Genomic DNA, 24826 nt, shown 5'->3' on the forward strand with positions numbered 1-24826 from the left:
GGCGCCCTCGTCCTCGGAACCGGCGTGACATCCATGGCGGCCGTCGGCCAGGGTGGGCGGCGTGACCGTCCGACCCGTGCCCGGTGTCGACGCCCGCGTGTTGGACAACGGCTGGATGGAGCTGCACCACCCCGGTGGCGGTGCGCTGCTGTGCAACCTCGAGGAGACCGCGATGTGGCTCTGCCTGGCCGAGAACGGATGGCACGTCGGCGACGCCGCGATCCGCCTGGCCGACGCGTGGGGCTGCCAGCCGTGGAACGTGCGCGACCGGATGAACGACTGGCTGGACGGCCTCCTGGCCGCCGGCCTCGTGACGCACACACCGAAGTGACCTAGACCACACACCGAACCACACCTCCCTCACGAGCCGCCGGGCGGTCCACAATGTTAAGCGCTTACGGGGCCAGGTCGTTGACGCCCTCGTTTCGATCTTCGTACCGTCATACGTGAGCTCGCGGCCGAGTTTCCCCACGTCGAGGGGGGTGCCCGGCGAGACGTCCCCCCACCGACCGCACCCGGGACGCCCCGGCGCAGGCCGCCGACGGCACGGAGTCGACCGGGCGGTACCGGGAGAGGAGGGCGGTGACGGTGCGGGAAGGACCGCCGGCCCACCTGTCCTGGCGGGCCACGGAATGGGCCTGGCTCACCGCGGCACCCGCGACCGTCGCCGCCGGCAGGCCGATCGCCCGGCTGCTGACCGGCGCACCCGGGACCGGCAAGACGGTCCTGCTCGACGCCCTGCGCCGGCACCACGACCACGACGTCCGGCTGCTGCACGCCACCGGCCGACTGGACCCCGAACCCACCCCGTTCGGAACGGTGGGACACCTACTGGGTCCGGCCGCGCGTCACACCGACGAGGTCACGACGGTCTTCGACGACCTCGGACCTGCCGCGACACCGGACGAGCTCCACCGCCGGCTGCGCGCCCTCCACCGGTTCACCACGAACCTCGTCGCGCGCGGCCCCCTCCTGCTGATCGTCGACGACGTCCAGTGCTGCGATGCCGGGTCGCTGGCCTTCCTGGGGTTCCTCCTGCGCCGGATGCACGGCCTCCCGATCGGACTCGTCCTCGCGGCGCGCACCGACGTCGACGGGGTCCTCCCCGAACGGCTCTGGCCCCTGCGTGCCCCGTCGACCGAGACGCTGGCCCTGCGCCCCGCGGAGCGGGCCGGGACCGCGACACCGCTCCCCCCGCCTCCGGTGGCGGAGCCGCCGGGGAGCTCCCGCCGCCGGACAGACGAGACGGTCGACTGGCACCTGCGTTTCGGAGGTCCGTGCGTCGGACGCCTCACGGCGGCGCTCGCGGTCGCGGGGCCGTCCACCATCGGGACGCTCGCCGCCGTCGCGGGGGTCGGCCCCGGCCCGACCGCCGGCGCCGTGCGTGCCCTCGCCCGGACCGGAGTGCTCACCCCCGACGGCACGGACCTCGGCGACGACCACCTGCGTACAGCCGTCCTGGACCGGATCCCCGACCACGAGCTGGGACGGCTCCGGCGGCGCGCCGCACGCGTGCTGAACGACGCGGGCGCGCCGGCCGAGCGCATCGCGGAGCTGCTGCTGCAGCTGCCCGACCCCGCCGAGCCCTGGATGCTGACCGTGCTCCAGGAGGCCGCCGACCGCGCGGCCGACCGGTCCGCGTTCGCCGACCTCGCGCGGTATCTCGCCCCGGTGGTGGACGCGCGGCCGGCCGACGTCGCCCTGCGGTCGCGCCTGGCCTCCGCGCTCGCCGTGTCCGACCCGACCGGCGCGGTCGAGCACCTGCGCGTCGCGCACGCGTCGGCGGTGGACCCGGCCCGTCGGATGCAGGTCGCCGTGCAGCTCGCGATGGCCTCGCTGCCGGCCCGGGGCCCCGGGGACGCGGCCGCGGTCCTCCGGTCGGCGCTGGAGGAGCTCGACCACCGCGACACCGTGGACGACGAGCCGCAGGTCCTGCCACGACCAGCGGACCTGCGCACCTCGGCCGAGGCGGTGCTGCTCGTCGTCGGCCTGGACCGGCGGCGGACGGTCGCCCGCACGATCGAGCGGGCGTACCGGACCGACGTCCCCGAGGGCGACACCGAAGCCGGCCGGCACAAGCTCGCGATGCTCGCGACCGCCCTGCTCCTCGCGGGACGCGATCCCGCGCGGACCGTCGAGCTGGCTCGTCGGGCGGCACCCCGCGAGCACACCGAGCTCGCCGGCTGGACGGCGCTGGCCTGTGCGCGGGTCCTGCGCCTGGCCGACCGCTGCGAGGAGTCCGTCGCCCTGCTGGAGGGCGTGCTGCGGCGCCCCGGGCACGAGGTCTCGTCCTGGACGCGGACCCTGGCCACGAGCGGGCTGGCCGAGGCCCGTCTCGCCACGGGGGAGCTGACCGCGGCGGAGGCCGCTGCGTGCGAGGCGATGGAGACCGCCCGCCGGGCGGGTCGGGACTGCGGCACCGGAACCCCGTCGATCGTCCTGGCGGGGGTGCACCTGCGTCGGGGCGCGGTCGACCGGGCGACGGAGGTCCTGGCCGCACGGCAGCACCGGTGGGACGAGGACCTCACCTGGGAGCACCACGACCTGCTGCTCGCCCGGGGCGACGTCGCGGCGGCCCGCGGCCGGCACACCAGGGCACTGGCGCTGTACCGGCGGTGCGGCGCCGCCCTCGACGAGGACGGCATCGCCAACGCCGTGTTCGCGCCCTGGTGGGCGCGTGCCGCCCTGCTCCTCGCCGATCTCGGGAGACCCGACGACGCGGCCCCGGTCGTCGAGCACGGCGCGGCGCTGGCCGCGCGGTGGGGCACCCCCAGGGCCCGCGGGCTCGCGCTCACCGCCCGCGGTGCGACGATCCCCGGTCCGGACGGGCTGGATCTGCTGGCCGAGGCGGTGGCGGTGCTCGACGACTCACCCGCCCGGTCGGAGCTGGTGGAGGCCCGTCTCCGATGGGGTACCGGCCTGCTCGCCTCGGGGCACGTGATCGAGGCACGCCGTCAGCTGCGCGAGGCCGCGACCCTCGCCGCCCGCTGCGGGGCGACGCGGGAGGCCTCCCGGGCGCGGGCGGCCCTGCACCGCGCGGGCGGCCGGATGCGGCGGCCGACGGGTTCTCCGCTGGACCCCCTCACCTCCGCCGAGCGGCGGGTGGTGCGCCTGGCCGCCGGGGGTGCCCGCAACCGGGAGATCGCCCGGGCGCTGTTCGTCACGGTCCGCACCGTCGAGGTGCACCTGACGAGCGCGTTCCGGAAGCTCGACGTCACCGACCGCACCGGGCTCGCACCGTTGGTCGCCGCCGACCGTGGCGGCGCGGCGTGACCGCGGGTCCGGACCGGCGCAGGGCGCACGCCGCGCTCCTGGAGACGGTGCGCCGGGTCGCGGGCGGCACTCCGACCTTCACCGTCGTCCTGGGCGAGCCCGGTACGGGGCGGTCCACGTTGCTGCGGTGGGCAGCGGACAGGGCCGGGGAACGCGGTGTGCGCGTACTGGCCGCGCGCGCCGTCGAGGGCCGCCACGACCGTCCGCTGTCGACGACGTCCCGCCTGATCGCGGCGTGCGGGCCCCGCCCCGGCGAGCCGCTCCCGTCCACCGCGCCGGGCCGGGTCGACCATGCGGCGCTGCACCGGTACTGCCGCACGGTCCTGGAGTCCGCGCGTCGACGGCCGCTGCTCCTCGTGGTCGACGACCTGCAGTGGGCCGACCCCCTGAGCCAGGAGTGGCTGCAGATGCTGCTCCGACGACGGCACCACGCCTCGTTCGGGGTCCTCGTGTCCGACACCGGCACCCACGGGGGCTCGTCGTGGGCGCTGGCGCCGGGTCTGCCGGAGGACACGGTCGTCCGGACCGCCCGGCTGACCCTCGCCGAGGTCCGCGACACGGTCACCGACCGGCTGGGCCACGTCCCGGACCGCGCCACCGCCGTCCGGCTGCGGCGCGCGACCGGCGGCGTGCCGGCCGTCCTGTCGACGGTTCTCGACCGCTGGGACGGCGACGGGGACCCGGCCCGGCTGGCCCGCGTCGTCGACAGGGCCCGGCAGGACCACGCGAACGCGGTCGTCGACGGCCTCCCCGACGACCTGCGCGACACGCTGACCGGCATCGCGGTGTGCGGTCGTCCGCTCGCAGCGCTGGCCGGGCGCATCGGACCGGCCACCGGACACGGCGGAGACCTCGGTCCCCGGCTCGCCGCGACCGGGCTCCTGGCCGGGACCCACCCGGCGGTGCTGGACCCGGTCGCCGCGGACGTCGTGCTGAGCCGCGTGCCCCTCGCCGAGCGACGCGCCCTCTTCACGCGGGCGGCACGTGCGGCCCGCCGGGCCGCGCTGCCCGAGTCCGACATCGCCCGGGTGCTGCTGGCGGCGCCGGTCCAGGGCGAGCCCTGGGTCGCCGGTCTGCTGCACCGGGGCGCCCGCGAGCTGCTCGCCGCCGGCAGACACGCCGAGGCGGCGGCCGTTGCCGAACGCGCGTTCGACGAGAACGTGCCCGCGGCTCTGCGCGGCCCGCTGACGACGACGCTCGCCGCGGCGCGCGCACACCACGACCCGGCTGCCGCGCGTCGGCTGCTCTCCCGGCTCGCCGCCTCGGGCCCGGACCCGGAGCCGCACGACGACCCGGCGCCGGACCTCGGGGACGACCCCCGTCCCCGCACCACCCGCTCCGCGATCGACCTGCTGCTGGCCGAGGGCGACACCGGGGCCGCGCGCCGAGCACTCGCCGGCGCGGCCGCACCCTGCCGACCGTCCGCCACCCAGGTCCGACAGCTCGGCTTCGACGGTGCGGGAGACGACCACGGCCCGCCACCCGAGGGCGCCGGCGGCGCCGGGGCGTACTCGCTGCTGCTGCTGGGACGGGACCGCCGACGGGCGCTCGCGCTCGCCCGGGAGGCCGCGGCCGTCGTCGGGGACCCGGACGCGGACCGTCCGATCGTCCCCCGGGTGACGGCCGCGATGACCCTGCAGGCCTCCGGCCACCACGACGAGGCGCGCGCCGGCATGCGCCGCCTCGTCCTGGATCTGGCCGGGGCCGGGCGCGTGCCCACGCTGGTGCTGGGCGTCTCGGCCCTGATCGAGCTGCGCGCCGGGGCCTGGGAGGGTGCGCGCCGCGACCTGCGTGCCGCCCGGCGCGGCCCCGCCGCCGTCCGGAAGCCGGGCTGCGATCCGCTGCTCGACGCGGTCGAGGCGCTGCTGCACGTCGTCGACGGTGACCTGGCCACGGCGACCTCGGTCGCCCTCGCCGGGAGCACCTCGGACACCGACCGTGCGGGGGTCGCGTTGCTCACCTACGTCCGGGGGATCGTGCACATGCTCTCCGGCTCCCCCCAGGACGCGGTCGACGAGCTGATGGCGTGCGGTCGCCTGCTCCTCGACCGGGGCCGGGTCAACCCCGCGATCGCACCGTGGCGCTCGACGGCCGCCCGCCTGCTGGCCGGGCTCGGCTCCCACGCCACCGCCCGCAGGCTGGCACTCGACGAGCACCGGCTGGCACTCCGGTGGGGGGCTCCCGCGCCGATCGCACTGGTCACCGCGACACTGCGCGAGCTGCCCCCCGTGGGATCGACACCGGAGGTGTCGCGTGCACGGTCGTGAGCGCGAGCTCGAACGGCTCGGGTCGCTCCTGGCCGGAGCACGGGACGGGCTCGGCGGGACCGCCGTGGTGAGCGGGGGGATCGGCTCCGGCCGGACGACCGTGCTCGGGGCCGTCGCGGCGAGGGCCGGGAGCACCGGGATGCAGGTGCTGCGGGCGTGTGCCGCCCCGGCCGAGCGCGAGTTCGCCCGCGGAGTGGTGCACCAGCTGGTCGATCCGTTGCTGCCGGGGGGCCGTACCGAGGGCGACCTCCCGGTCGGTGCCGAGGACGCCGCCCTGGCCGACCCCGTCGGACTCCTGGACCGCACGACGGCACCCGGCAGTCCCCTGGTGGTGCTGGTCGACGATCTCCAGTGGGCCGACGACCCGTCCCTGGACTGGCTCGTCGAGCTCGCCCTGTCCTCCCACGAGCGACCCGTCGCCCTCGTGTGCTCGGTGCTCGCCGGGGACCGGGGAGCCGACCGCCGATCGGTCCGCAGACTGCTGGCGACCGCTCGTGACATCCGGCTCCACCCCTTGTCGGACCGGGCCACCACCGCCGTGGTCGAGGAGTGGATCGGGGCCGGGTCGGCGCCGGGGACAGCGGGCATGTTCCACGCGGCCAGCCTCGGCAACCCGATGGTGCTCACCCAGCTGCTGTCCGAGGCCGCGGCGTCCGGGGACGACACCGCAGCGCGGACGCCGGTCGGCGCACTCCGCCCCCCGGCCCTGCTGGAGCGGTTCGCCCGGGCCGTGCGCGACCTGGACGACGAGGCCCTCCGCTACCTGCGCTCCGTGGTCGTGCTCGACGAGGATGGCGACGCGGGGACGATCCGCCGGCTGTCCGGTCTCGATGCGGCGGCGGCCAGGACGGCGCGGGCCCGCCTGGTCGACGCCGGGCTGCTGCTCGACCGCGACCCGCCCGGCCCGAGCCATCCGGCGGTCGCCGACGTCGCCCTCGGCCCCACCGACCGGTGCACCGTGCACGCCGAGGCGGCCCGCCTCCTGCACGAGGTCGGACGGCCCCCGGCGGAGGTGGCCGGACATCTGCTGGCCTGCACGACGCCGTTGGAGCGGTGGGCGGTGCACACCCTGCGGACGGCCGCGTCACTGTGCCTCGCCGAGGACCCGGTCGGCGGGGGCCGGACCGCCGCCGACCACCTGCGGCGGGTACTGCTCGACGGGGACCTGTCCCCCGCCGAGCGGGGATCGGTCCTGGCCGACCTGGCCGCTGCCGAGTCCGGGTACGCCCCGACGATCGCCACCCGGCACGTCGCCCAGGCCCTTCCCCTCCTCGACGGGCCGCGCGCCAGGGCCCGGGCCATCGCCGCCCTCCCGGTGGGAGCCGTCGTCACCGCGCCCGCCGAGGTCCGCGACGCGGTCCGGCAGGCCGACGCCGACCCGGCCACCGCCGGCGACCGGCCGCTCGCCCTGCGCATCCGGACCCGTCGGCACCGGCTCGACGAGCAGACGCCCGAGGGACTGGAGGCCACCCTGGACGACGCCGGGAAGGTGCGGGCACGGCGGGCCGCCGAGTTCGCCGCCACGGGTACCGGCTACCTGCAGCTGCAGTCACACCAGCCCTCCACCATCGGTGTCGCTCTGCACGACTCGCCGGTCGCCCAACTCGCCTGGATCACGGAGAAGTTCCAGGCGTGGACCGACCCGGCCCGGCGGCTACCCGACGAGGCCGTCGACCGTGACCAGCTGCTGACGACCGTCACCGCGACGTGGCTGTGGGGGTCCGGGGCGGGATCGGCCCAGTTCCTGTACGAGTCGATGCACGGCGCGATGCCCTGGACGCCACCGGCCGGGGACGACACGGCGTCCTGGGAGGGACCGGTCGTCCCCACCGCGGTGGCGGTGTTCGCCGCGGACAACTCCATCCGTTCCGAGATCGACACCGGGAACATCGCACGCTGGACCGAGTTCGACGTCGGCGGGCACTTCCCCGCCATGGAGACGCCGGAGCTGCTGGTCGACGACGTCCGCGCGTTCTACGCGGGTCTGCGCTGATCGGCTGCGGTCAGCGCGACCGTAGCCACCCGGCGCGGCGGGCCGTTTCGATGGCGTCGATGCGGTTCCGCCCGCCGACCTTGGCGATGGCGTTGGACAGGTAGTTGCGCACGGTGGTCGGCGAGAGGTAGAGCTGCCTGCCGATCTCGTCGGTGGTGAGGCCGGTGGCGGCCAGGCCGAGGACGTCGGTCTCGCGGGGGGGCAGGGGGTTCGCGCCGGTCTCCAGCGCGGCGGCCACCAGGTCCGGATCGAGCACCCGCTCGCCCGCGGCGACCCGGCGCACGGCGTGCGCCAGCGTCGTCGCCGGCGCTGCCTTCAGCACGAATCCCCGCACGTGCGACTGCAGCGCCTCGAGCATGTGGCCGGGCTGGTCGAGCCCGGTCAGAATCAGTGTGCGGACGTGCGGCAGCTCGTCGTGCAGGGAGCGGGCCACCATCAGGCCGTCGGCACCGGGCATGTCGATGTCCAGGACGGCGACGTCCGGACCGAGCTCCCTGGCCACCGGGAGGACGTCGTCGCCGCGGCGCAGCTCGGCGACGACGTCGACGTCGGGCTCCAGCCCGAGCAACGCCACCAGCGCGCCGCGGATCATGTCCTGGTCCTCGGCGACGAGCACCCGGATCACGACGGGTGCCCGACCCGGGCCGAGGGCACCGGCACGTCGACGTGCAGCCGGAACCGTCGTGCCTCGTGCTCGACCCGCAGGGTGCCACCGAGCTCGCGGACCCGGCTCGCGAGACCGTCCAGTCCGGAGCCGTCGCCACCGGGGCCGGCCGGGGCGTCGTTCTCGATCGTCATCGTGAGCCTGCCCGGTGATCGGTCGAACACGATCGCGCACGCCGTCGCGTCGCTGTGCCGCAGCACGTTGGTCACTCCCTCCCGCACTGCCCAGCCCAGCAGTGCGTCCTGGTCGGTGGGCAGCCCGTCCGGGTCGCCGGTGACGTGCACGACGACTCCGGCGGCGTCGAGCAGCCGGACGGCCCCGGCCACCTCGGCGTCCAGCCGCACGGCCCGCAGGTCGACCGTGGTGGCGCGCAGGTCGGCCAGCGCGGAGCGGGCGATGGTCGCGAGATCCTCGGTCTCGCGCGTCGCCCGCTCCGGGTCGACGTCCCGCAGCCGCCCGGCGAGCTCCCCTTTGAGCACGACCGCCGACAGGCTCTGTCCGAGCAGATCGTGCAGGTCACGGGACACGCGCAGCCGCTCACGCTGCACCGCCACCTCGGCCAGCTCGGCGCGGACCCGCGCGAGCCTGTCCAGCTCGACGGCCAGCTGCGCGTGCACGACCAGCCCACCCGCACCCAACAGGAACACCGTCGGCGTGTAGACGGCGAACCACGCGAGGAACGCGGCACCCATGTCCGCGGTCTCCGCCAGACCCAGCACGAGCTGCACCACCAGTGCGGGCAGGAGCCACGCGAACGGGTACCGGCCGGGGAGCAACATGACCGAGGACGCACCGACCAGGAACCATCCGACGGTGCCGGGAACCCCGAGCAGTCCCATCGCGACGACCGTCCCCACCAGCGACGTCAGGGTCGCCGGCCAGGCCGCGGCCCGCTCGCCGCGTACGGCGGCCCGGCTGTGGTGGATCTGGCACGCCGCCGCCACCAGGGAGAGCAGACCCCACGGTGATCCTCCGAGATCCCCGCCGAAGTCGGTGAGCGACTGGACGACGACGAACCCCAGCAGGCCGGCGTGCATACCGATGCCGACCAGCAGTACCTGGCGCTGCTGGGGCGTGCGCTCAGCCACGGTCCGCCGCCCGGTTCTCGACGGTGACGCGCGGATCGCCGGTGGTGGGCTCGACGACCAGGACGACCCGGTGCCGCACGTCGCGGGCCAGCAGATCGACGACGGCGCGGCGCAGCGCCGCCCGGAACTCGGGTGTTGCGGGCCGGCTCAGGTCGACGTCCGCGGCGTGCAGCACCACGGGCGAGCCGGAGGCCGTCAGCAGCGCAAGGGCGGTGTCGATCTCATGGGCCCGGCTCCGGGCCCGGTGGCCGCCGAGGACCCTGCGGGCCCGCAGCAGGGCGTCGCGGGCGTCGTCGACGACGGCCGGCAGAGCGCTCGGCGTCACGGTGGCCGCTCGCTCCAGCACCGGGGCGACGACCTCCCGCAGCGAGCCGACGATCCGGAAGCGCTCGGTGACCACGGCGAGGTCGCGCAGCTCGTGCTGCGCGGCACGCAGCCGCCGGCGCGCCGCCACCAGCCAGATGACCCCGTACAGCGCGCTGACCCGGAACACCAGCGAGAACACGTAGTAGCTCGCGGTCAACCCGTCGGCTCGGACCACACCCACGAGGAGGACGACGGCGCAGCAGCCCCCGAGTACCGCGAGCGCAGTCCGCAGCGGTCGGACCAGGAACGCGCCGAGCGCCACGAAGACCAGCATCATCGCCCAGGCGCCGCCGATGACGACGGCGGCCACCCCGGACGTGACCAGCAGCGCGGCGAACACCGCTCCGCCGCGCGGTGCGACGGTCCCGCGCACGGCGAACCACACTAGGTACAGATGCAGGGGTGTCGTGAGGAGGACGCCGATCGCGACCGGAACCAGCCCCGCCCGATAGGGCTCCACCACCGCGGAGCGACCGAGCTCGACCAGCGGGATCAGCGCGCAGAACCCGACGACGAGGTGTCCCAGGAACCCGACGGGTCCGCGGTCGACGTCCGCTGGGTGGCTCGGCCGTCGGTCCACCGTCGGATCGTAGAGCACACCCCGCCGGACCTGACCCGGATCGAAGCACCGGCCGGTCCGATGAACTGCACTGATCTGTGGTCCACCCGGGACGCCTGGCCGGCGTCGATCCCGCGATGCTCCATCAGGTCGGAGACGACCCGGCGGCGCACTCGAGACCGAACAGAGAGACCTCGCCTCGGCACTGCCGAACTCGCTCCTGGTTGCCGGCGCTGCTCGCGCACCGATCCGGCTGCTCCCCCGGTCCCTGGTCCTGCGCACCTTCTCCACCTGAACGCCGTCGCCGCACGTGTCACGAGCGGAGACACCCGCGAGGTCGCACCGTCGCGCGCCACGGACCGGGGGCCGGCCCGTTCGTGCTTCCGAGCCGGCTCAGCCGGCCGCCGTTCGACCCGGCTCGCCGCTGTCGCCCCGCGGTGCTTCGAGGGTCTCGGTCAGCCTGCATCCTGCGTCGACGAAGGACTGCGGACGGGTGTCGAGCCGCGGTCGGGGCGCAGGAGACCGTCGAGTGCCGCCTCGACCAGTCGTCCCACCGCTTCGGCATCGATCTCCCCGTGGCCGACGAGCAGCCGGAAGATGAGGGGAGAGAAGAGCAGGTCGATCGCGGTGTCGGCGTCGATGTCGGGATGTGCCTCGCCGCGAGCCCGGACGCGTTCCCAGAGCACTCGCGTCTGGGCCCGGCGATGCTCGAAGAACCGGTCACGGAGCTGCTCGGCGGCCTGAGGATCGCTCGCGCACGCTCCGATGAGCTGGCGCAGGACAACCCCGGCGGGGCTGCGGTAGTAGGCGGCGACATGACCGACCTGCTCGAGCAGGTCCCGCCGGCTGTCGCCGGTATCGGCCACCGGGACGTCGTGGCTCATGGTTTCGGCGAACGCGTCGATCGCGAGGGCGAGACGATGCGGCCAGTAGCGGTAGATGGTGGGCTTGCTGACTCCCGACGCGGCGCTGACCGCCTCGATGGTCACTGCAGGCACGCCCTTGTCGCGGAGGATGTCAGCAGTCGTCGCGAGCACGGTGGCCTGGATGCGGGGGTCGCGGGGGCGCCCGGGCCGGCGCGGCGGGGCGGCGTCCGCCGCCGCCCCGCCGTCGTGCGCCTGCGGGCTCAACGGACCGAGGGCGCCGCGGGGCGAGGCCCGCCCACGCTGCCGGGGCCGTAGCGTTCGCCGCTGACCCTCTCTCCGAGCGGCGCCAGCTCCGAGAGCGCCTGCTCGTCGAGGACGAGGTCGAGCGCGGCGAGGTTCTCCCCGATCCGCTCGGGACGGGTGGTACCAGGGATGGTGGTCACCGAGGTGCCCAACCGCTCGGCCTGTGCGTAGGTCCAGGCGAGCGCGACCTGTGCAGGCTTGGCGCCCAGTCGCTGCGCCACGGCCCGCACGACCTCGGCGATGCCCTCGTTCGCGTCGCCCGCCTCGCCCTGGAACCGGGGGTTGCGGCTGCGGAAGTCGGTCGAGGCCAGCTTCCTGCGATCGATCGTGCCGGTCAGGAACCCGCGTCCCAGCGGGGCGTAGGCGACCAGACCGACACCGAGCTCGGCCATCACCGGGGTGACCTGCTCGACATCGCGGGTCCACAACGAGTACTCCGACTGCACCGCAGCGATGGGGTGCACCGCGTGGGCTCGGCGAAGCTCCGCCGCACTGACCTCGGAGAGACCGAGCGCACGGACTTTGCCCTGGCTGACCAGCTCGGCCATCGCGGCGACGGTCTCCTCGATGGCGACGTCCTGCGGCGGGCGATGCAGGTAGTACAGGTCGATCACATCGACCCCCAGACGCAGCAGCGAGGCCTCGCAGCACCGCTGGACGTAGGCGGCTTCGCCGCGGAAGCGACGGTTGGCGTCGCCGCCACTGCGGTCGATGCCGAACTTGGTCGCCAGCCGGACCCGATCCCGCCGGTCATGGATCGCCCGACCGACCAGGACCTCGTTGTGCCCGGAGCCGTAGATGTCGGCGGTGTCGAGCAGCGAGACGCCCTGCTCGATCGCCTCGTGGATCGTCGCGATCGAGCGGTCCCAGTCCGCCCGGCCGTAGTGCTCGCTCATCCCCATGCAGCCCAATCCCATCTCCGGGACCTCGATGTCTCCCAAGCGGTGTGATCGCACGATCGCACTCCTCAAATAATTTACGTAACGGAAAGTAAAGTAATCTACTCCCTGCTCGGCATCGAGACCAGGGCGTGTCGAGGAACAAGGCCCCCTCCGCCCATATGCCGCGTGGGTCGGCCGCGCCGGCGGTTGCTGCTGGAGCACTGCCGCGGGGACTGCGGTGACGCCGACCCAGGAGCCCGTCGGGCTCCAGCGGGAGCGCGAACTCCCGCGGACGTACGAGCAACCGCCCGCTGCGGCCGATGACGACCCCGGACCCGGCCGGAACGGGTGCGCGCGGACAAGGCCTACTCCTCGCGCGCGATCCGCCGACATCTGCGCGAGCGCCGGATCATCGCTGCCGTTCCGGAGCCCTCCGACCAGCAGGGCACCGCAAACCACGCGGCGTCCGGCCGCCCGGAGGCCGGCGCGACGACGTAGCAGTTCACCGGCGGGTGTCGAAGTCGCGGAAGCGACACCGGGCCGCGAAACCGCCACTGCCGGAGCCGGCCCGCCGCTCGGTCCAGATCTCGCCGTGCGTCCCCATCCGCAGCGGTGGTCGTGCCATCCTCGCTCCGCTCGTCGGCAGGTCCCCGAGACCTTCCGTGGGGAGACCGTGTGAGTCGATCAACTCACCTCACACAGAGGTCGACGACAAGGCCGTGAGCTGGGCTTTTGTGCGGCGGGCCGGGCTCGAACCGGCGACCTGACGGGTCCTGAGTGGCGTCGTCGCAGTTCATCGGCCATGCCCACCCGCGATCGCTCTCGCTGTTCGGAGCCGGAATCGATCAACAGCGGTGTTGAGCGGACAGGCGCTGTAGGCGGTCGTATCCGTTGGGATAGGCGTTGGGGTCGATCGCGGTCCGCAGGCCGCTGCGAGGAGCGCCGAGACTGCCGCAGACCTTCTGATCCGTAGTCGGCGCGACCGAGCCCGCAGGGCTGGATTCCCAGGTGTTGGCTCGCTCCAATGGCAGCAGATCTGGCACAACCGGCACGAGCGCCGTGCAGTTCGTGGACCGACTCGTGGACCGCTCCCGGCACCCGCCACTGGGGACCCGATCGCCCCCCCTCGGCAGAAATGTGATCTAGGCAACAGTCGGGGCGGTTCTGACGGAATCCCGTCGTCGCCGTTCCTGGGAAGTAGAGGGACCGGTGATCCGAGCCGGTACCGTGAACTTCCGAAGGAGGTCATCATGGCCGACGAGGCCGGTGACGACATCTCCCGTTCCCCGGGACGGTCCGACGACGAGGCCGCCGTCCGCGGCGACATGGTGCAGCTCGCACGGCAGAGCCCGGGCTCCGGCTTCCTCGCTGCCACCCGGGGCGCCTCGTTGGGAACGTTCTTCCCGAAGGACCACTTCGTGGGTCACAACCCGATGCTGTTCGCGAACCAGATCGGGGCCAGCCTGACCGAGGCGATCCGCCCGAAGATCCTCGACATGGCCCCGACCACGGCCTCCGTGCTGGGGATGCAGCACCAGTCGATGCTGAACAGCTTCGGCGCCAGCCTGCTCGGCCGCATCCCTGCATGGGACGACATGTTCCCGATATTCGAACCGCCGGACCTGGTCCCGGCGCTGCGAATCGGTCCCCTGCTCGACGGGCTCCGGCCGGGAATGACCGGGCTGACCCTGCTGACCGACAGCGTGATCGACCAGTTCCGTTTCGGGCTGATCGGTGAGCCGTGGCGGGACTTGCTGCGCATCGGCCAGCGCGCCGCATGGTGGGCCGTGTACCGGGCGTACGGGGCGATGGAGCGCGGCGATACCCGTGCGTTGGAGCAGTTTCTGCAGGACTGGCTGGAGGTCCGGCCGTCGCAGGAGGCCGTCGAGGCGCTCCACGAAGCGCTCCTGATCGTCGACCTCGCCGCGGTCCCGGAGGAGGACGGCTGGGAGTTGGTCGACCTGGTCAAGGCGCAGTACCGCGACAGCGCGCGGAAGTGGAACCGGGAACTTCGGGGTGATGTCGGGCGGCAGATCGGGAAGGGCCGCTGGGTCCACCCTCTCCCCGAGTACGAGACGACCGTGCGGGCCCGCGGCCACGCTGCTCGCCGGACTCTCCCGGGAGGACCAGGCCGTGGCCATGGTCAAGGCGTCGCACGGCTGCGGCTGGTCGGCCGCAGCCGAGGTGTGCGGCCGACCGCGGAGTGACGGTGACGCCATCGCGCAGCGGCCGCGCCGCCTGCGCAAGCGGGCGGGTGCCGCCCGGGCGCGGGGACGCGTCCTCGCCGATGTCCGGTTTCACGAGCCGAGGCTCCGGTCTGGTGGTTCCCCGTCAGCTGAGTGAGGAGCTGCGGCCGTGGTGATCTTCCTCGATGCCGCTGCCGCGGGTGTGGTGGTGACCGCACTGACGGTCGCGGTCCGGACGGTCGCGAAGGAGCTGCGCTGGTGGCTGGCCCTGAACGGAACCGCACCGAACGACCGTCCGGAGATCATCCGGGCGTTGCGGGTGCGCGGCTCGGACACCGGGTCGGGCACCCGGGCCGCTGGTCAGGCGTCCGCCCTGGCGAGAACTGAAACTGGGCGAACAGGTCATGAGCCCGCCGGTCGATCCCGTACCCAATCGGGCGAACGGCACCGAGCCCGATCTACTGGATCGGCAAGCTGCTAGTAGCGGCCGATCTTGCCGGGAAGACGGCGCAGGGGTCGCGGTGCCCATGGCGATGACGACGTCGGGCGCTTCAACGGCCTCGATGATGAGTTACTTCTGAGCAGCGTTGGCCAGATCGATACGGACCTCGACCATGACACCTCGCGCACAACATAATGAGCGGAGCCAGCCGAGTGGACGGCCGCCCCGGCGGACTGTTCGCGAAGCAGCGCTGCGCCCGGCTATGCATCAAGAAACGTGAAACTCGGCCGTATCCACGTCCAGATTGGACGTGGATACGGCCAGACCGTTCGACGGAGATGCAACAAAGGAATCAGTTGCGCTGCTTCTCCAGGTAAACTGCCGCGGCCCCAATCATGATCACCACGATCGCGAGAAGCAGGAGCAGCTGGAGTGGAGCTCCGACGAACCATCCGATGAGTGCGACCACTAGAAGCACCGACCCCGTTACCAGGGATACGGCCGCGAGTGATCTAAGTTGGCGCTTACTGGGCCTCGACATGGACGACTCCTCCTAGCAGGCGAATCGGTAGATGGTACCTGCCAGGATCGTAGCGCCTCCGAGCTGAAAAGCTGCGAGGCGGAGCAACGCTCCCACCGGCGCGCCAACCACTGTGCCGGCGGCGAGGTATCCGCCAATAGCCAGGCCGGTCACCACAATGGTTCCGTAGTAGGATAATCTGTCCAGGGCATTGCATTCAGTCTCGGTCAGAAGCCCGCTCGGATCGCTGAAGTTGCACGGGTTGCTGGACACGAACGAGTAGACGCTGTAAGGTCCGCCGATTCCGCTGCGGTTGCTCTGCCCGTCCCCGCTAGCTCCCGGAGTTCCGATGGGGTCAGGTTGGGTGAAGCGCCCCATCCGGGAGTCGTACCAGCGGTGTCCGAACTGGGTGTGGGCAGGGCTGTTGATGAAGAATCCGCCCTGGAAGCCGATGAAGTTGTCGGCCTGCCCGGAGTCAGCACCGGTGACGCGCTCGTAGCCGCCGAAGGGCTGGTAGCGGAACGACGCAGTGCGGGTGCCGTCGCCGCGGGTGTGGCCGGTGACGCTGCCCATCCGGTCCAGCTCGAAGTAGTGCAGCGACCGGTCGGGGTTGCGCTGCATGACCGGAGTTCCCGACGGGTCACGGCTGACTGAGTGCCGCTGCCCGAGGAGGCCGGCCTTGGCGGTGATGCCGAGCGCAGTCTGGCTGACGTCGTAGGCCTGGCCCTGTCCGCCGCTGGCCGGCCGCGAGCTGACGTTCTGGATCTGGGTGGTGTCGGCGGTGTCGTACTTGACCGAGAAGTTCTGCTCGGTGGTGTCCTGGCGGGTGGTCTGGGACTGTCCGATCTTCGGTGTAACTGGTCCGACACGCCGAGCGCAGCTCGGTGGGAGGAGCAGTCATGACCGACACGATCGAGCCTGTGCCGGATCGGATTGATCAGCAACAACTTGCCCAGCAACTCGTCGACGCGGCCCGCGCCGAAGGGGTTGAGCTCGTCGGGCCGGACGGGCTGCTGTCCGGATTGACCAGGACCGTCCTGGAGACCGCGCTCGAGGCCGAGATGAGCGAGCACCTGGGCTATGACCGCCACGACCCGGAAGGCCGTGACGGTGCCAACTCCCGTAACGGGACCCGGTCGAAGACGGTGCTGACCGAGATCGGGCCCGTCGAGATCGAGGTCCCCCGCGACCGGGACGCGAGCTTCTCACCGACGATCGTGCGTAAACGTCAGCGCCGCCTCGACGGGATCGACGAGATCGTGCTGTCGCTGACCGCGCGCGGTCTGACTACCGGCGAGGTCGCCGCGCACTTCGACGAGGTCTATGGCGCCAAGGTCTCCAAGGACACGATCTCGCGAATCACCGACAAGGTCGTCGAGGAGATGACCGAGTGGCAGAACCGCCCACTCGACCCGGTCTATCCGGTGATCTTCGTCGACGCGATCCACGCCAAGGTCCGCGACGGCCAGGTCACCAACCGGCCCTTCTACGTCGTGATCGGTGTGACCGTCGACGGCCGCCGCGACATCCTCGGGATCTGGGCCGGCAGCGGCGGCGAAGGAGCGAAGTTCTGGCTGGCGGTGCTCACCGAGATCAAGAACCGCGGCACCGCCGATGTGTGCATCGCCGTCTGTGACGGACTCACGGGCCTGGGCGAGGCGATCACCACCGTCTGGCCCCAGACCGTGGTGCAGACCTGCATCCTGCACCTGATCCGTAACACCTTCCGCTACGCCTCCCGCCGGGACTGGGAGACCATGGCGAAGGATCTGCGACCGGGTCTACACCGCGGCGACCGAGCAAGCGGCGAAGGCCCGCTACGACGAGTTCGCCGGACGTTGGGTCGGCCAGTACCCGGCAATCGGGACCTTGTGGTCGCGGGCGTGGTCGGAGTTCGTGCCCTTCCTCGACTACGACGTCGAGATCCGCCGGGTCATCTGCTCCACGAACGCGATCGAGTCGCTCAACGCCCGCTACCGCCGCGCGATCCGAGCTCGAGGCCACTTCCCGACCGAGCAGGCCGCGCTGAAGTGCCTCTACCTGGTCACCCGCTCCCTGGACCCGACCGGGAAAGGCCGGGCGCGGTGGTCGATGCGCTGGAAGCCGGCACTGAACGCGTTCGCGATCACCTTCGAAGGCCGTATCGTCCCCAGCAACACCTGACCCCCATCAACGCCGGTTACACCGTTGATCGGACACTCCCGACACCGGTCGTACCGCCGACGACACCGGCCCCGCCACCGGCAGTCGACGCGGTGTCGCTGACCGACGCCGAAGGTAAGGTCCATCCAGCTCCACAGGTGGCCCGTGATGCGGCGGGGATTCCGTCCACACCAGGTACTTGGGCCGGGCCCGATCAGTGGATCGTGCGGCTACCCACCCCGCTGACCGCCGCCGCCCCCGGGACCGAGCTGAGGTTGAACCTGGCCGACGGGACGACCCGCACGTTCACCGTGACCCGTACTCGGACCCTACCGACTGCGACAGCAGGAACGGCTACGGCTCCGCTCGTCGTGCTGGTCCCGGCTCTGACGGGGACATGGCACGTGACAACCGCCTACTGATGACGCCGAATGGCCGCCAGGCGACCGACATCCGGAGAACGTGATCCTGCTCGACCCGGGTACTCGATGCTGCTCGACGCCGCCTCCACCTGGTCGTCCACCTCGGCGCCGCCCAGCGCACCGAGCCCCTGGAACAGATGCGATGGGCAGTACCGCAACGCTCTGAGCTGCGACGCAGTGCGGCGGGCCGGGCTCGAACCGGCAACCTGACGGGTTATGAGTCCGCTGCTCTGACCAATTGAGCTACCGCCGCGGCGAGCCGGAGGATACCGGAACCGGCACACTCCGAACCGCCGTCACCCCGGTCCTCCGGCAGGGCCGGAGCACCCTCGGCATAGGGTGCCTCGGCATGCGGCTCGGTTACCTCACGCACGTCACCGGTGACGATCCGTCACGCGCCTACCGCGAGACGATCCGGCTGGCGGAGCGGGCCGAGGAACTCGGGTACGACTCGTTCTGGGTGGCCCAGCACCACGACGGTCACCTCGGCGGTCGGCTGCCGTCGCCGCTGGTCCTGCTGGCCGCGGTGGCCGAGCGGACCCGGCTGATCCGGCTCGGGACGGCGGTCGTCGCGCTGCCGCTGGAGGACCCGCGCCGGCTCGCGGAGGACGCCGCAGTGCTCGACGCCCTGTCCGGTGGGCGGCTGGAGCTGGGCGTCGGAGCGGGGGCCGACCCCGACGCGGCGCGACGCTTCGGGCGTCACCACGACGACCGGCACCGCGACACCGTCGCCGCGCTCGACGTCCTGCTGGAGACGCTGCCGACGGCGCTCGCCACGCAGCGGGTGTGGTGGGCGACGGGGACACCGTCGTCGGTGGACGCCGCCGCGGTCCGCGGGGTGGGAGTGCTGTCGGGCAGGCCGCCGTCGTCGCACGGCGGCGTCGTCTCCGACCTGGCCCGGTACTGGACCTACGCCCGCGGGGTCCCCCGGGTCGCGCTGTCCCGGCCGCTTCCGGCGGGCCACTCGACCGGCCGGGTCATCGACGAGCTGCTGGCCGACCCCGCGCTGCCGTGGGCGGGCGAGATCATCGTCCAGGCCCAGCCGTCGACGGTGCGGACCGACGTCCACGACGAGGTGATGGAGCGAACCGCGCGCTTCGTGCGGCCGTTCCTCGGGGTGGCGGGACCGGCCCACGGGGCCGTGGCCGACTCGGTGGTCGACACCGACGACGGCTGCCCGCCGGCGATGCGGCCGCGGCCGGTGGTGCGGCCCCACCGCTAGTACGGCAACGGCAGTTCAGGGCTTGGGTGGTCGTTCGCCGCGGCGGCGGTAGTGGCAGTCGCGGGCCTGTTGCTGGCCGCCCCAACCGGCACCTGGCCTTCGGCTCCGGCATCCACTTCTGCCTCGGCGCCGAGATGGCCCGTCGAGAACTGTCGGTCGCGATCGAGGTCGTGTTGGACAGCGGGAGGTCGCTCACGCAGGACGGCGGGGTGTGCCGGAAGGGGTGGGGGCGACGCCCTCGCCCTGGCCAACCTGCCGATCCACCTCCACCGAGTCGCCCGCCGGGCGGCAGACCAGCCGCCCGTGGTCAGGCCCGGCGCCGGCGATCAGACGTGAGCACGCCCCGACTTGGCCCCTGGCCGAGGACCTCGCGCGACCCCGGGGTCTGAGATCCGACGACCTGGCCGTACGAGTCGACGGCGCGCGATCACGACGCACTCCGTGTTCGGTCTCGGTCCAGGATTCGTGGGTCCGGCGGCTCGTTGACCGGGTTTGCCGGTGGGCGTCCGGTCAGTGCAGCGAGGACGTCGTCCGCGGCGTCGAGGGCGACCCGACGCAGTGATTCGTCGGTCTGGCCCGCGATGTGCGGGGTGATGATGACGTCGGGTCGGTTCAGCAGGGGGTGGCCCGGTGGGAGGGGTTCGACCTCGGTGACGTCGAGGGCGGCCCCGCCCAGTCGACCGGTGTCGAGTGCCTGGAGCAGTGCCTGTTCGTCGATGGTGCCGCCGCGAGAGGTGTTGATGATGACCGCGTCGGGCCGCATGGTGGCGAGTTCGGTCGCGCCGATGAGGTGCCGGGTGTCGGGGAGCAGGGGGATGTGGAGGCTGACCACGTCGGAGTCGGCCAGTAGGTGTGGGAGGGTTGCGGGGGTGCTGCCGCGGCGTCGGACCTCGTCGTCGCCCAACCCCGGGTCGTAGGCGAGTGTTCTCATGCCGAAACCGTTCTGCGCGATGCCGGCGACCTGGGCGGCGATCCGGCCGAAGCCGATGAGTCCGAGGGTGCTTCCCGCCAATTCTCTGCCGACCAGCAGGGCGCGGGAGGTGTGCCCGCTCCCGTCCTGGTTGCAGCGGTCCGCGAGGGTCAGTTTCCGTCGGAGTGCGAGCAACAGCGCGAAGGTGTGTTCGGCCACCGAGACGAGGTTGGAGGTCGGCGTGTTGGTGACGATGACACCGGCTGCTGTCGCGGCCGAGACGTCGACGGTGTCCACTCCCACGCCGTGCCGACCGATGATCTTCAGGCGAGGGGCCGCAGCGATCTGGTCGGCGGTGATGCGTCCGCTGCGCACCAGGATGGCCTCGACCTCGTCGGCGACGTCGGCGAAGCTCGTGGCCGCATCACCGTAGCCGCAGCGCACATCGGCCAGCTGTCGGAGTTTCTCGATCGCGAGCGGATGGATCGGGGAAGGGATCCAGACGAGGGGTCTCGGGTCGGGCCGTGCGTCAGGCATTGGGCGTGAGCTCCCGGCTGCGCCGGCGGGACTCTTCCTCCCGCGCGACGCGTTCTTCGCAGGTGGCGAGGACCTCCGCGGCGCGGTCGGGGTGGACGACGGCGAGTCCGTCGCTGTCGCCGACGATGATGTCCCCGGGGTTGACGACGACATTGCCGACGACGACCGGTCTCTGCAGCCGGAACGGGCCGTTCTTCCACGGGCCTGCGGGAATGACCGAGCGGGCGTAGACGGGCACACCGAGGTCGGCGAGTTCGACGACGTCGCGGATCGCGCCGTCGATGACGAGTGCGGCGACCTGCAGGGCCCTGGCCTTCTCGGTCACGAGGTCGCCGATGAGGGCCCGGCCGTCGTATCCGCCGCCGTCGACGACGAGGACCTGGCCGGGGCGGATCTGTCCGAGAGCCTGGTGGATGCCGAGGTTGTCCCCGTGGGCGGTCAGGACCGTGTAAGCCTCACCGGCGAAGGGCTCGCTGTCCCACATGGACTTGAGGCCGACCGGCAGGCCGAAGCGATCCTGGGAGTCACCGATGATCGTGGTGGGGTAACCGCGCAGGGCGGCGATGATGTCCGCGGTTCCGGGTGCGTCGGTTGTCTGTGTCATTGCGCGTTCCTCAACTGGGTCGGACCTGCGCGTGGCAGGGGGCGGGCTCAACTGGTCGACTTCACGGCCAGAACGGGCACTGGACTGTGCTGGAGCAGGGACTGGGCAGTGCTCCCCATGAGGAACTTCCCGACCGGAGATCGGCGCCGCAGGCCGATCACCAGCATTCGGGCGTCGACCTGCTCGACGAGGTCGATGACTGCGCTCACCGGGTCCTGGCTCTCCGCGAGCTGGTGGATCTCCACGCTCACCCCGGCGGTCTCCACCTGCCGCCGTACCTGCTCGAGGTCGGACCGGGTGGCCAGCTGGGAGTCCATGTAAGCGCCGTGCGCGGAGTTCACGACGACGACGCCGGTCCCCCAGCGCTGCGCGTGGACGACGGCGGCGTCGACGGCCGCGTGGCCCTGCGCGGTGGGGACGAACCCCACGACGATCGGCTGCGACTCGGTGGGTGGCTCGGTGGTGTCGGACATGGCTCAGACATCCGCCTTGACCTGGTCGAGGACCGACGCGAACGAGCTCTCGGTCTGGTCCCACAGCTGCTGGGAGGCCGTGTGGTCGAGGAACGAGGGGGTGAGGTTTAGGTCCTTGAGCCGGGCCAGCGTCGCCGGGTCGTCCATGACGTCGGCGATGGTGCTCGAGAGCTTCTCGACGACCTCGTCGGGAGTGCCTGCGGGCACGACGAACCCCCGGCTCGACGCGAGCTCGAAGTCGAAGCCCTGCTCGGCGAAGGTCGGGACCTCTGGCAGGAACTCGTTGCGCGAGGCTGCCGCTACCCCGAGGACCTTGCCCTGGTTGTTGGCCACGACCTCCTGGACGTCACCGACGTTGGTCACGAGGACCTCGACGTTGCCGCCCAGGAAGGCGGTCGCCGCGGGGGCGGCGCCGTCGCTGAAGTGCACCGGGCTGAACTGTGCTCCGCTCAGCTGCTCGAAGAGCACCATGGCGACGTGGTCCTGGGTGGCGACACCCGAGGTGGCCATCCGGATCTTGCCCGGCTCGGCCTTGCCCGCGGCGACGAGGTCCTGCAGGGACTGGTACGGGCTGTCGGGGGCGACGACGAAGACCTGGGGGTCCTGCACGTACATGGCGACCGGGTCGAAGCTGTCGTGGTCGTAGGACGCACCCCGCGCCGGGTCCAGGTAGGACAGGATCGTCCCGGCGAGACTGACCGTGCTCATCGTGTAGCCGTCCGGCGAGGAGGACACCAGGGCGGAGTTGCCGACCTGGCCACTGGCACCGGGCTTGTTCTCCACGACCACCGGGCGCCCCAGCTTGTCCTCGAGCCCGTCGGCGACGAGCCGGGCGCCGACGTCGGTGGAACCCCCCGCGCTGAAGCTGACGATCAGGTTGACCGGCTTGCTCGGGTAGGTGGTGGCGTCGGAGCTCCCGGTCTGCGGGGTCGCGCACCCGGCGGCCAGTGCTGCCACGAGCACCGTTGCTGTCGTGGCAAAGATCTTCTTCATGGTGTTCCTCGCTCGAGATGAGTCGGGTGGCGATGGATCGGTGGGCCTGGTGTGGGTCATGCGGCGGAGTCGACCGGCAGGTGTGCCTTGCGCTTGAGGTTGGCCCCGACGACGGAGCCGACCAGGATGACGACGGCGACGATCAGGAAGGTCAGGGCGAGCGGGCGCGTCAGGAAGATCGACAGGCTGCCCCCGGAGAGCTGCAGCGACTCCCGCAGCGCGCTCTCCAGCAGCGGCCCGAGCACCAGCGTCAACACCAGCGGAGCCAGCGGCACGTGGAGATGGCGGAAGGCCAGGCCGACGAGACCGAAGAAGATCATGACGAAGACGTCGATGATGCTGTTGTTCACCGCGTACGAGCCGATCACGATGAACGAGAAGATCAAGGCGCTGAGTACCGAGTACGGGATGGCGAGCAGCCGCGTCCACAGCCCGACGAGAGGGACGTTCAACAACAGCAGCAGGGCGTTGCCGATGAACAGGCTGGCGATGACGGTCCACACCAGGACGGGATCGTCGACGAACAGCCGCGGCCCAGGGGTGATGCCGTTCTGGAGGAATGCGCCGGCCAGGACGGCGATGGCCGGTGAGGCCGGGATGCCGAGGGTGAACAGCGGGACCAGGGCCGCGTTCGAGTGCGAGTTGTTGGCGGTCTCCGGTGCGGCGACGCCCTCGATCGCGCCGGTACCCAGCTCGCCGCGGTGCTTGGAGACCTTCCGCCCGGTGCTGTAGGCCAACAGCGACGAGATCGCCGACGTCACGCCGGGCACCAGCCCGACGACCGCGCCGATCACGGTGCCTCGCCCGATGGCGGGCGCGGCACGGCGCACGTCGGTACGCGTGGGCACCAGGTTCCGCAGACGAGGCGCGGTCGGCCGCGCCGAGTTGCCCCCGGCGACGTAGAGCAGCTCACCGAGGCCGAAGATCCCCACCAGCACCGGGACGATGCTGATCCCGTCGAGCAGGTGCTCGCTGCCCATCGTGAACCGCGGCGCGCCTGCGACGGGGTCGATGCCGATCATGGCGATCAGCAGGCCGAGCGTCGCCGAGATCAGCCCCTTGACCAACGACCGTCCGACCAGGCCCGCCAGCAGCGCGATGCCGACGAGAATGAGACAGAAGAACTCCGGCGGCCCGATCGCCAGCCCGAGCTGTGCGAGTGGCTGCGCCGCGACGACCAGGCAGATGGTGGCGGCGGTGCCACCGATGAACGATCCGATCCCCGCGATGCTCAGCGCGACGCCTGCTCGTCCCTGCTTCGTCATCTGATACCCGTCGATGCAGGTGATGGCCGATTCACCCTCGCCGGGAATGTTCAGCAGGACGCTCGTGATGGAGGCTTATTCAGGCTCCGTCAGGTAAGTGTGTAGAAGATGAGTCCGATGACTGCCGAGATTGTCGTTTTAAATGTGGCGTAGGGCCGCCGGTAGTCTGTGTGGAGAACTTTCCACGTTTTGATATGGGCGATGACTCGTTCGATGGTGGCGCGTGTGTGGTTGAGGCTCTTGTTGAATGTTTTTTGCCAGTCGAGAAGTTCCCGGCCGGGTGGTTTTTTGAACGGGGTGAGCATGCCGCGCCCGATGTATCCTTTATCGCCGATCGGGGGGTATGTGGCGAGGTGGTCGAGGGCGCCGGATTGGTCGAGGCAATATAGGTCGTGTCGGGAGCCTGGGGTCGGGTCGGAGATCCACGACAGCTGCCCTTCCAGGGTGGCTGCGACCTGGACGACGACGCCGGTGGTGCGATGCTTGCCCGACCACAGACCCGGCACCGCGGCCCATGACCAGCAGGGCAGCAAGGTTCCATCGATGATGTACTGCCGATCGGCACGAAGCTCCTCTGCCGTCGGAACGACACTCCGCAGCGCCTGTGCCAGCAACGGTGTCACCCCCGTGATCGCTCGACTAACCGTCGACTGCGACACCCCATAGGTTTCCGCCAACTCCCACTGCACACGATTCCCGCGCAGATACGCCAACGTGATCACCACCGACCAGAACAACCCCAGAACCGGCGGCCAAGACAAACGTGCCTCCGTCGCGTCCCGCTGATCCTGCTCATACACTATAGCGACAAGATCCTGAATTTCATCACGCCGGAAACCAGTGGTATAGA

General features: G+C 71.9%; 21 protein-coding genes, 1 tRNA gene and 2 pseudogenes. 10 read left to right on the plus strand and 14 right to left on the minus strand.

The features are described from left to right. Positions 1–61 precede the first annotated feature (61 nt). The 4 genes from KPL59_RS29425 (at position 62) to KPL59_RS29440 (ending at position 7533) form a co-directional block, all read left to right on the plus strand. Positions 62–331, plus strand: a complete 270-nt coding sequence (locus KPL59_RS29425) for a hypothetical protein (RefSeq protein WP_139320211.1) — start codon at positions 62–64, stop codon at positions 329–331. Between the two features lie 251 nt (positions 332–582). Continuing rightward, complete coding sequence (locus KPL59_RS29430; RefSeq protein ID WP_226362710.1) at positions 583–3273, plus strand: LuxR family transcriptional regulator; 2691 nt, start codon at positions 583–585, stop codon at positions 3271–3273. Next, the gene (locus KPL59_RS29435; protein WP_226359020.1) at positions 3270–5540 is read left to right on the plus strand and encodes an ATP-binding protein; all 2271 of its coding nucleotides are present in this window, start codon (positions 3270–3272) and stop codon (positions 5538–5540) included. Before KPL59_RS29430 ends, KPL59_RS29435 begins: the two co-directional genes overlap by 4 nt. Then, entirely contained in the window at positions 5527–7533 is a 2007-nt protein-coding gene (locus KPL59_RS29440) for an AAA family ATPase (RefSeq protein ID WP_226362711.1), read from the plus strand. Before KPL59_RS29435 ends, KPL59_RS29440 begins: the two co-directional genes overlap by 14 nt. 10 nt (positions 7534–7543) lie before the next feature. Here the strand turns inward: KPL59_RS29440 and KPL59_RS29445 are convergent, their stop codons facing one another. The 5 genes from KPL59_RS29445 to KPL59_RS29465 form a co-directional block, all read right to left on the minus strand. Next, a complete protein-coding gene (locus tag KPL59_RS29445; protein ID WP_226362712.1) occupies positions 7544–8158 on the minus strand; it encodes a response regulator transcription factor in 615 nt (204 codons plus the stop codon). Beyond that, on the minus strand, positions 8155–9285 hold the full coding sequence (locus KPL59_RS37240; protein WP_020627295.1) for a sensor histidine kinase: 1131 nt from the start codon (positions 9283–9285) through the stop codon (positions 8155–8157). Before KPL59_RS37240 ends, KPL59_RS29445 begins: the two co-directional genes overlap by 4 nt. Beyond that, complete coding sequence (locus tag KPL59_RS29455) at positions 9278–10231, minus strand: hypothetical protein (protein WP_226351505.1); 954 nt, start codon at positions 10229–10231, stop codon at positions 9278–9280. Before KPL59_RS29455 ends, KPL59_RS37240 begins: the two co-directional genes overlap by 8 nt. A 434-nt stretch (positions 10232–10665) precedes the next feature. Further along, positions 10666–11247, minus strand: a complete 582-nt coding sequence (locus KPL59_RS29460) for a TetR/AcrR family transcriptional regulator (RefSeq protein WP_226351506.1) — start codon at positions 11245–11247, stop codon at positions 10666–10668. 89 nt (positions 11248–11336) lie between these two features. Next, on the minus strand, positions 11337–12296 hold the full coding sequence (locus KPL59_RS29465) for an aldo/keto reductase (RefSeq protein WP_226362861.1): 960 nt from the start codon (positions 12294–12296) through the stop codon (positions 11337–11339). Positions 12297–12584: 288 nt separating this feature from the next. Between KPL59_RS29465 and KPL59_RS29470 the strand changes: the two are divergent. Continuing rightward, positions 12585–12704: pseudogene (locus tag KPL59_RS29470) on the plus strand (IS5/IS1182 family transposase); the annotation flags it as partial. 58 nt (positions 12705–12762) lie between these two features. Here the strand turns inward: KPL59_RS29470 and KPL59_RS36140 are convergent. Further along, on the minus strand, positions 12763–12885 hold the full coding sequence (locus KPL59_RS36140; RefSeq protein WP_255677806.1) for a hypothetical protein: 123 nt from the start codon (positions 12883–12885) through the stop codon (positions 12763–12765). A gap of 625 nt (positions 12886–13510) precedes the next feature. Here KPL59_RS36140 and KPL59_RS29475 point away from each other — a divergent pair. Both KPL59_RS29475 and KPL59_RS29480 read left to right on the plus strand, forming a co-directional pair. Beyond that, on the plus strand, positions 13511–14467 hold the full coding sequence (locus KPL59_RS29475) for a hypothetical protein (RefSeq protein ID WP_226362713.1): 957 nt from the start codon (positions 13511–13513) through the stop codon (positions 14465–14467). A gap of 148 nt (positions 14468–14615) precedes the next feature. Further along, a complete protein-coding gene (locus KPL59_RS29480; RefSeq protein WP_226351509.1) occupies positions 14616–14927 on the plus strand; it encodes a hypothetical protein in 312 nt (103 codons plus the stop codon). Between the two features lie 514 nt (positions 14928–15441). Here the strand turns inward: KPL59_RS29480 and KPL59_RS29485 are convergent. Further along, a complete protein-coding gene (locus tag KPL59_RS29485) occupies positions 15442–16029 on the minus strand; it encodes an RHS repeat-associated core domain-containing protein (RefSeq protein WP_226362714.1) in 588 nt (195 codons plus the stop codon). 278 nt (positions 16030–16307) lie between these two features. On the opposite strand from KPL59_RS29485, the pseudogene KPL59_RS36145 reads away from it, so the two are divergent. Continuing rightward, positions 16308–17195: pseudogene (locus tag KPL59_RS36145) on the plus strand (IS256 family transposase); the annotation flags it as partial. Continuing rightward, positions 17176–17571 (plus strand): transposase, encoded by a 396-nt coding sequence (locus KPL59_RS36150; RefSeq protein ID WP_308187984.1) that lies wholly within the window; start codon positions 17176–17178, stop codon positions 17569–17571. The pseudogene KPL59_RS36145 and the gene KPL59_RS36150, both read left to right, overlap by 20 nt. Before the next feature lie 579 nt (positions 17572–18150). Here KPL59_RS36150 and KPL59_RS29495 read toward each other — a convergent pair. After that, positions 18151–18225: transfer RNA gene (locus tag KPL59_RS29495), tRNA-Ile, on the minus strand. A 96-nt stretch (positions 18226–18321) separates the two neighbouring features. Here KPL59_RS29495 and KPL59_RS29500 point away from each other — a divergent pair. Beyond that, the gene (locus KPL59_RS29500) at positions 18322–19194 is read left to right on the plus strand and encodes an LLM class flavin-dependent oxidoreductase (protein ID WP_226362715.1); all 873 of its coding nucleotides are present in this window, start codon (positions 18322–18324) and stop codon (positions 19192–19194) included. Positions 19195–19621: 427 nt separating this feature from the next. On the opposite strand, the gene KPL59_RS29510 is transcribed toward KPL59_RS29500, so the two are convergent. Genes KPL59_RS29510 through KPL59_RS29535 form a run of 6 tightly spaced genes read right to left on the minus strand, consistent with a single transcriptional unit; the run spans position 19622 to position 24776 of the window. Then, complete coding sequence (locus KPL59_RS29510) at positions 19622–20641, minus strand: hydroxyacid dehydrogenase (protein WP_226362716.1); 1020 nt, start codon at positions 20639–20641, stop codon at positions 19622–19624. Continuing rightward, positions 20634–21245 carry an RraA family protein gene (locus tag KPL59_RS29515; protein ID WP_226351514.1) on the minus strand — a complete coding sequence of 204 codons (612 nt, stop codon included), beginning with the start codon at positions 21243–21245 and terminating at the stop codon, positions 20634–20636. The genes KPL59_RS29510 and KPL59_RS29515 overlap by 8 nt, the downstream gene beginning before the upstream one ends. Positions 21246–21292: 47 nt before the next feature. Continuing rightward, a complete protein-coding gene (locus KPL59_RS29520) occupies positions 21293–21718 on the minus strand; it encodes a universal stress protein (protein ID WP_226351515.1) in 426 nt (141 codons plus the stop codon). A 3-nt stretch (positions 21719–21721) separates the two neighbouring features. Continuing rightward, positions 21722–22711, minus strand: a complete 990-nt coding sequence (locus KPL59_RS29525; RefSeq protein WP_226351516.1) for a tripartite tricarboxylate transporter substrate binding protein — start codon at positions 22709–22711, stop codon at positions 21722–21724. Between the two features lie 56 nt (positions 22712–22767). Continuing rightward, positions 22768–24045: a tripartite tricarboxylate transporter permease gene (locus KPL59_RS29530; RefSeq protein WP_226362862.1), complete on the minus strand. Its 1278-nt coding sequence runs from the start codon at positions 24043–24045 to the stop codon at positions 22768–22770. 20 nt (positions 24046–24065) lie between these two features. Beyond that, a complete protein-coding gene (locus KPL59_RS29535) occupies positions 24066–24776 on the minus strand; it encodes a transposase (RefSeq protein WP_226359770.1) in 711 nt (236 codons plus the stop codon). Positions 24777–24826: the final 50 nt, after the last annotated feature.

The sequence above is a fragment of the Pseudonocardia sp. ICBG1142 genome (genome assembly GCF_020496255.1).
GTDB lineage: Bacteria > Actinomycetota > Actinomycetes > Mycobacteriales > Pseudonocardiaceae > Pseudonocardia.

Excerpts from the sequence above, each read along its gene's own strand:
- KPL59_RS29485 (WP_226362714.1), bottom strand. The coding sequence starts at position 16,029 with ATGCAGCGCAACCCCGACCGGTCGCTGCACTACTTCGAGCTGGACCGG.
- KPL59_RS29515 (WP_226351514.1), bottom strand. The coding sequence starts at position 21,245 with ATGACACAGACAACCGACGCACCCGGAACCGCGGACATCATCGCCGCC.
- KPL59_RS29475 (WP_226362713.1), top strand. The coding sequence starts at position 13,511 with ATGGCCGACGAGGCCGGTGACGACATCTCCCGTTCCCCGGGACGGTCC.
- KPL59_RS29510 (WP_226362716.1), bottom strand. The coding sequence starts at position 20,641 with ATGCCTGACGCACGGCCCGACCCGAGACCCCTCGTCTGGATCCCTTCC.
- KPL59_RS29520 (WP_226351515.1), bottom strand. The coding sequence starts at position 21,718 with ATGTCCGACACCACCGAGCCACCCACCGAGTCGCAGCCGATCGTCGTG.
- KPL59_RS29465 (WP_226362861.1), bottom strand. The coding sequence starts at position 12,296 with ATGGGATTGGGCTGCATGGGGATGAGCGAGCACTACGGCCGGGCGGAC.
- KPL59_RS29525 (WP_226351516.1), bottom strand. The coding sequence starts at position 22,711 with ATGAAGAAGATCTTTGCCACGACAGCAACGGTGCTCGTGGCAGCACTG.
- KPL59_RS29500 (WP_226362715.1), top strand. The coding sequence starts at position 18,322 with ATGCGGCTCGGTTACCTCACGCACGTCACCGGTGACGATCCGTCACGC.
- KPL59_RS36140 (WP_255677806.1), bottom strand. The coding sequence starts at position 12,885 with ATGGCACGACCACCGCTGCGGATGGGGACGCACGGCGAGATCTGGACC.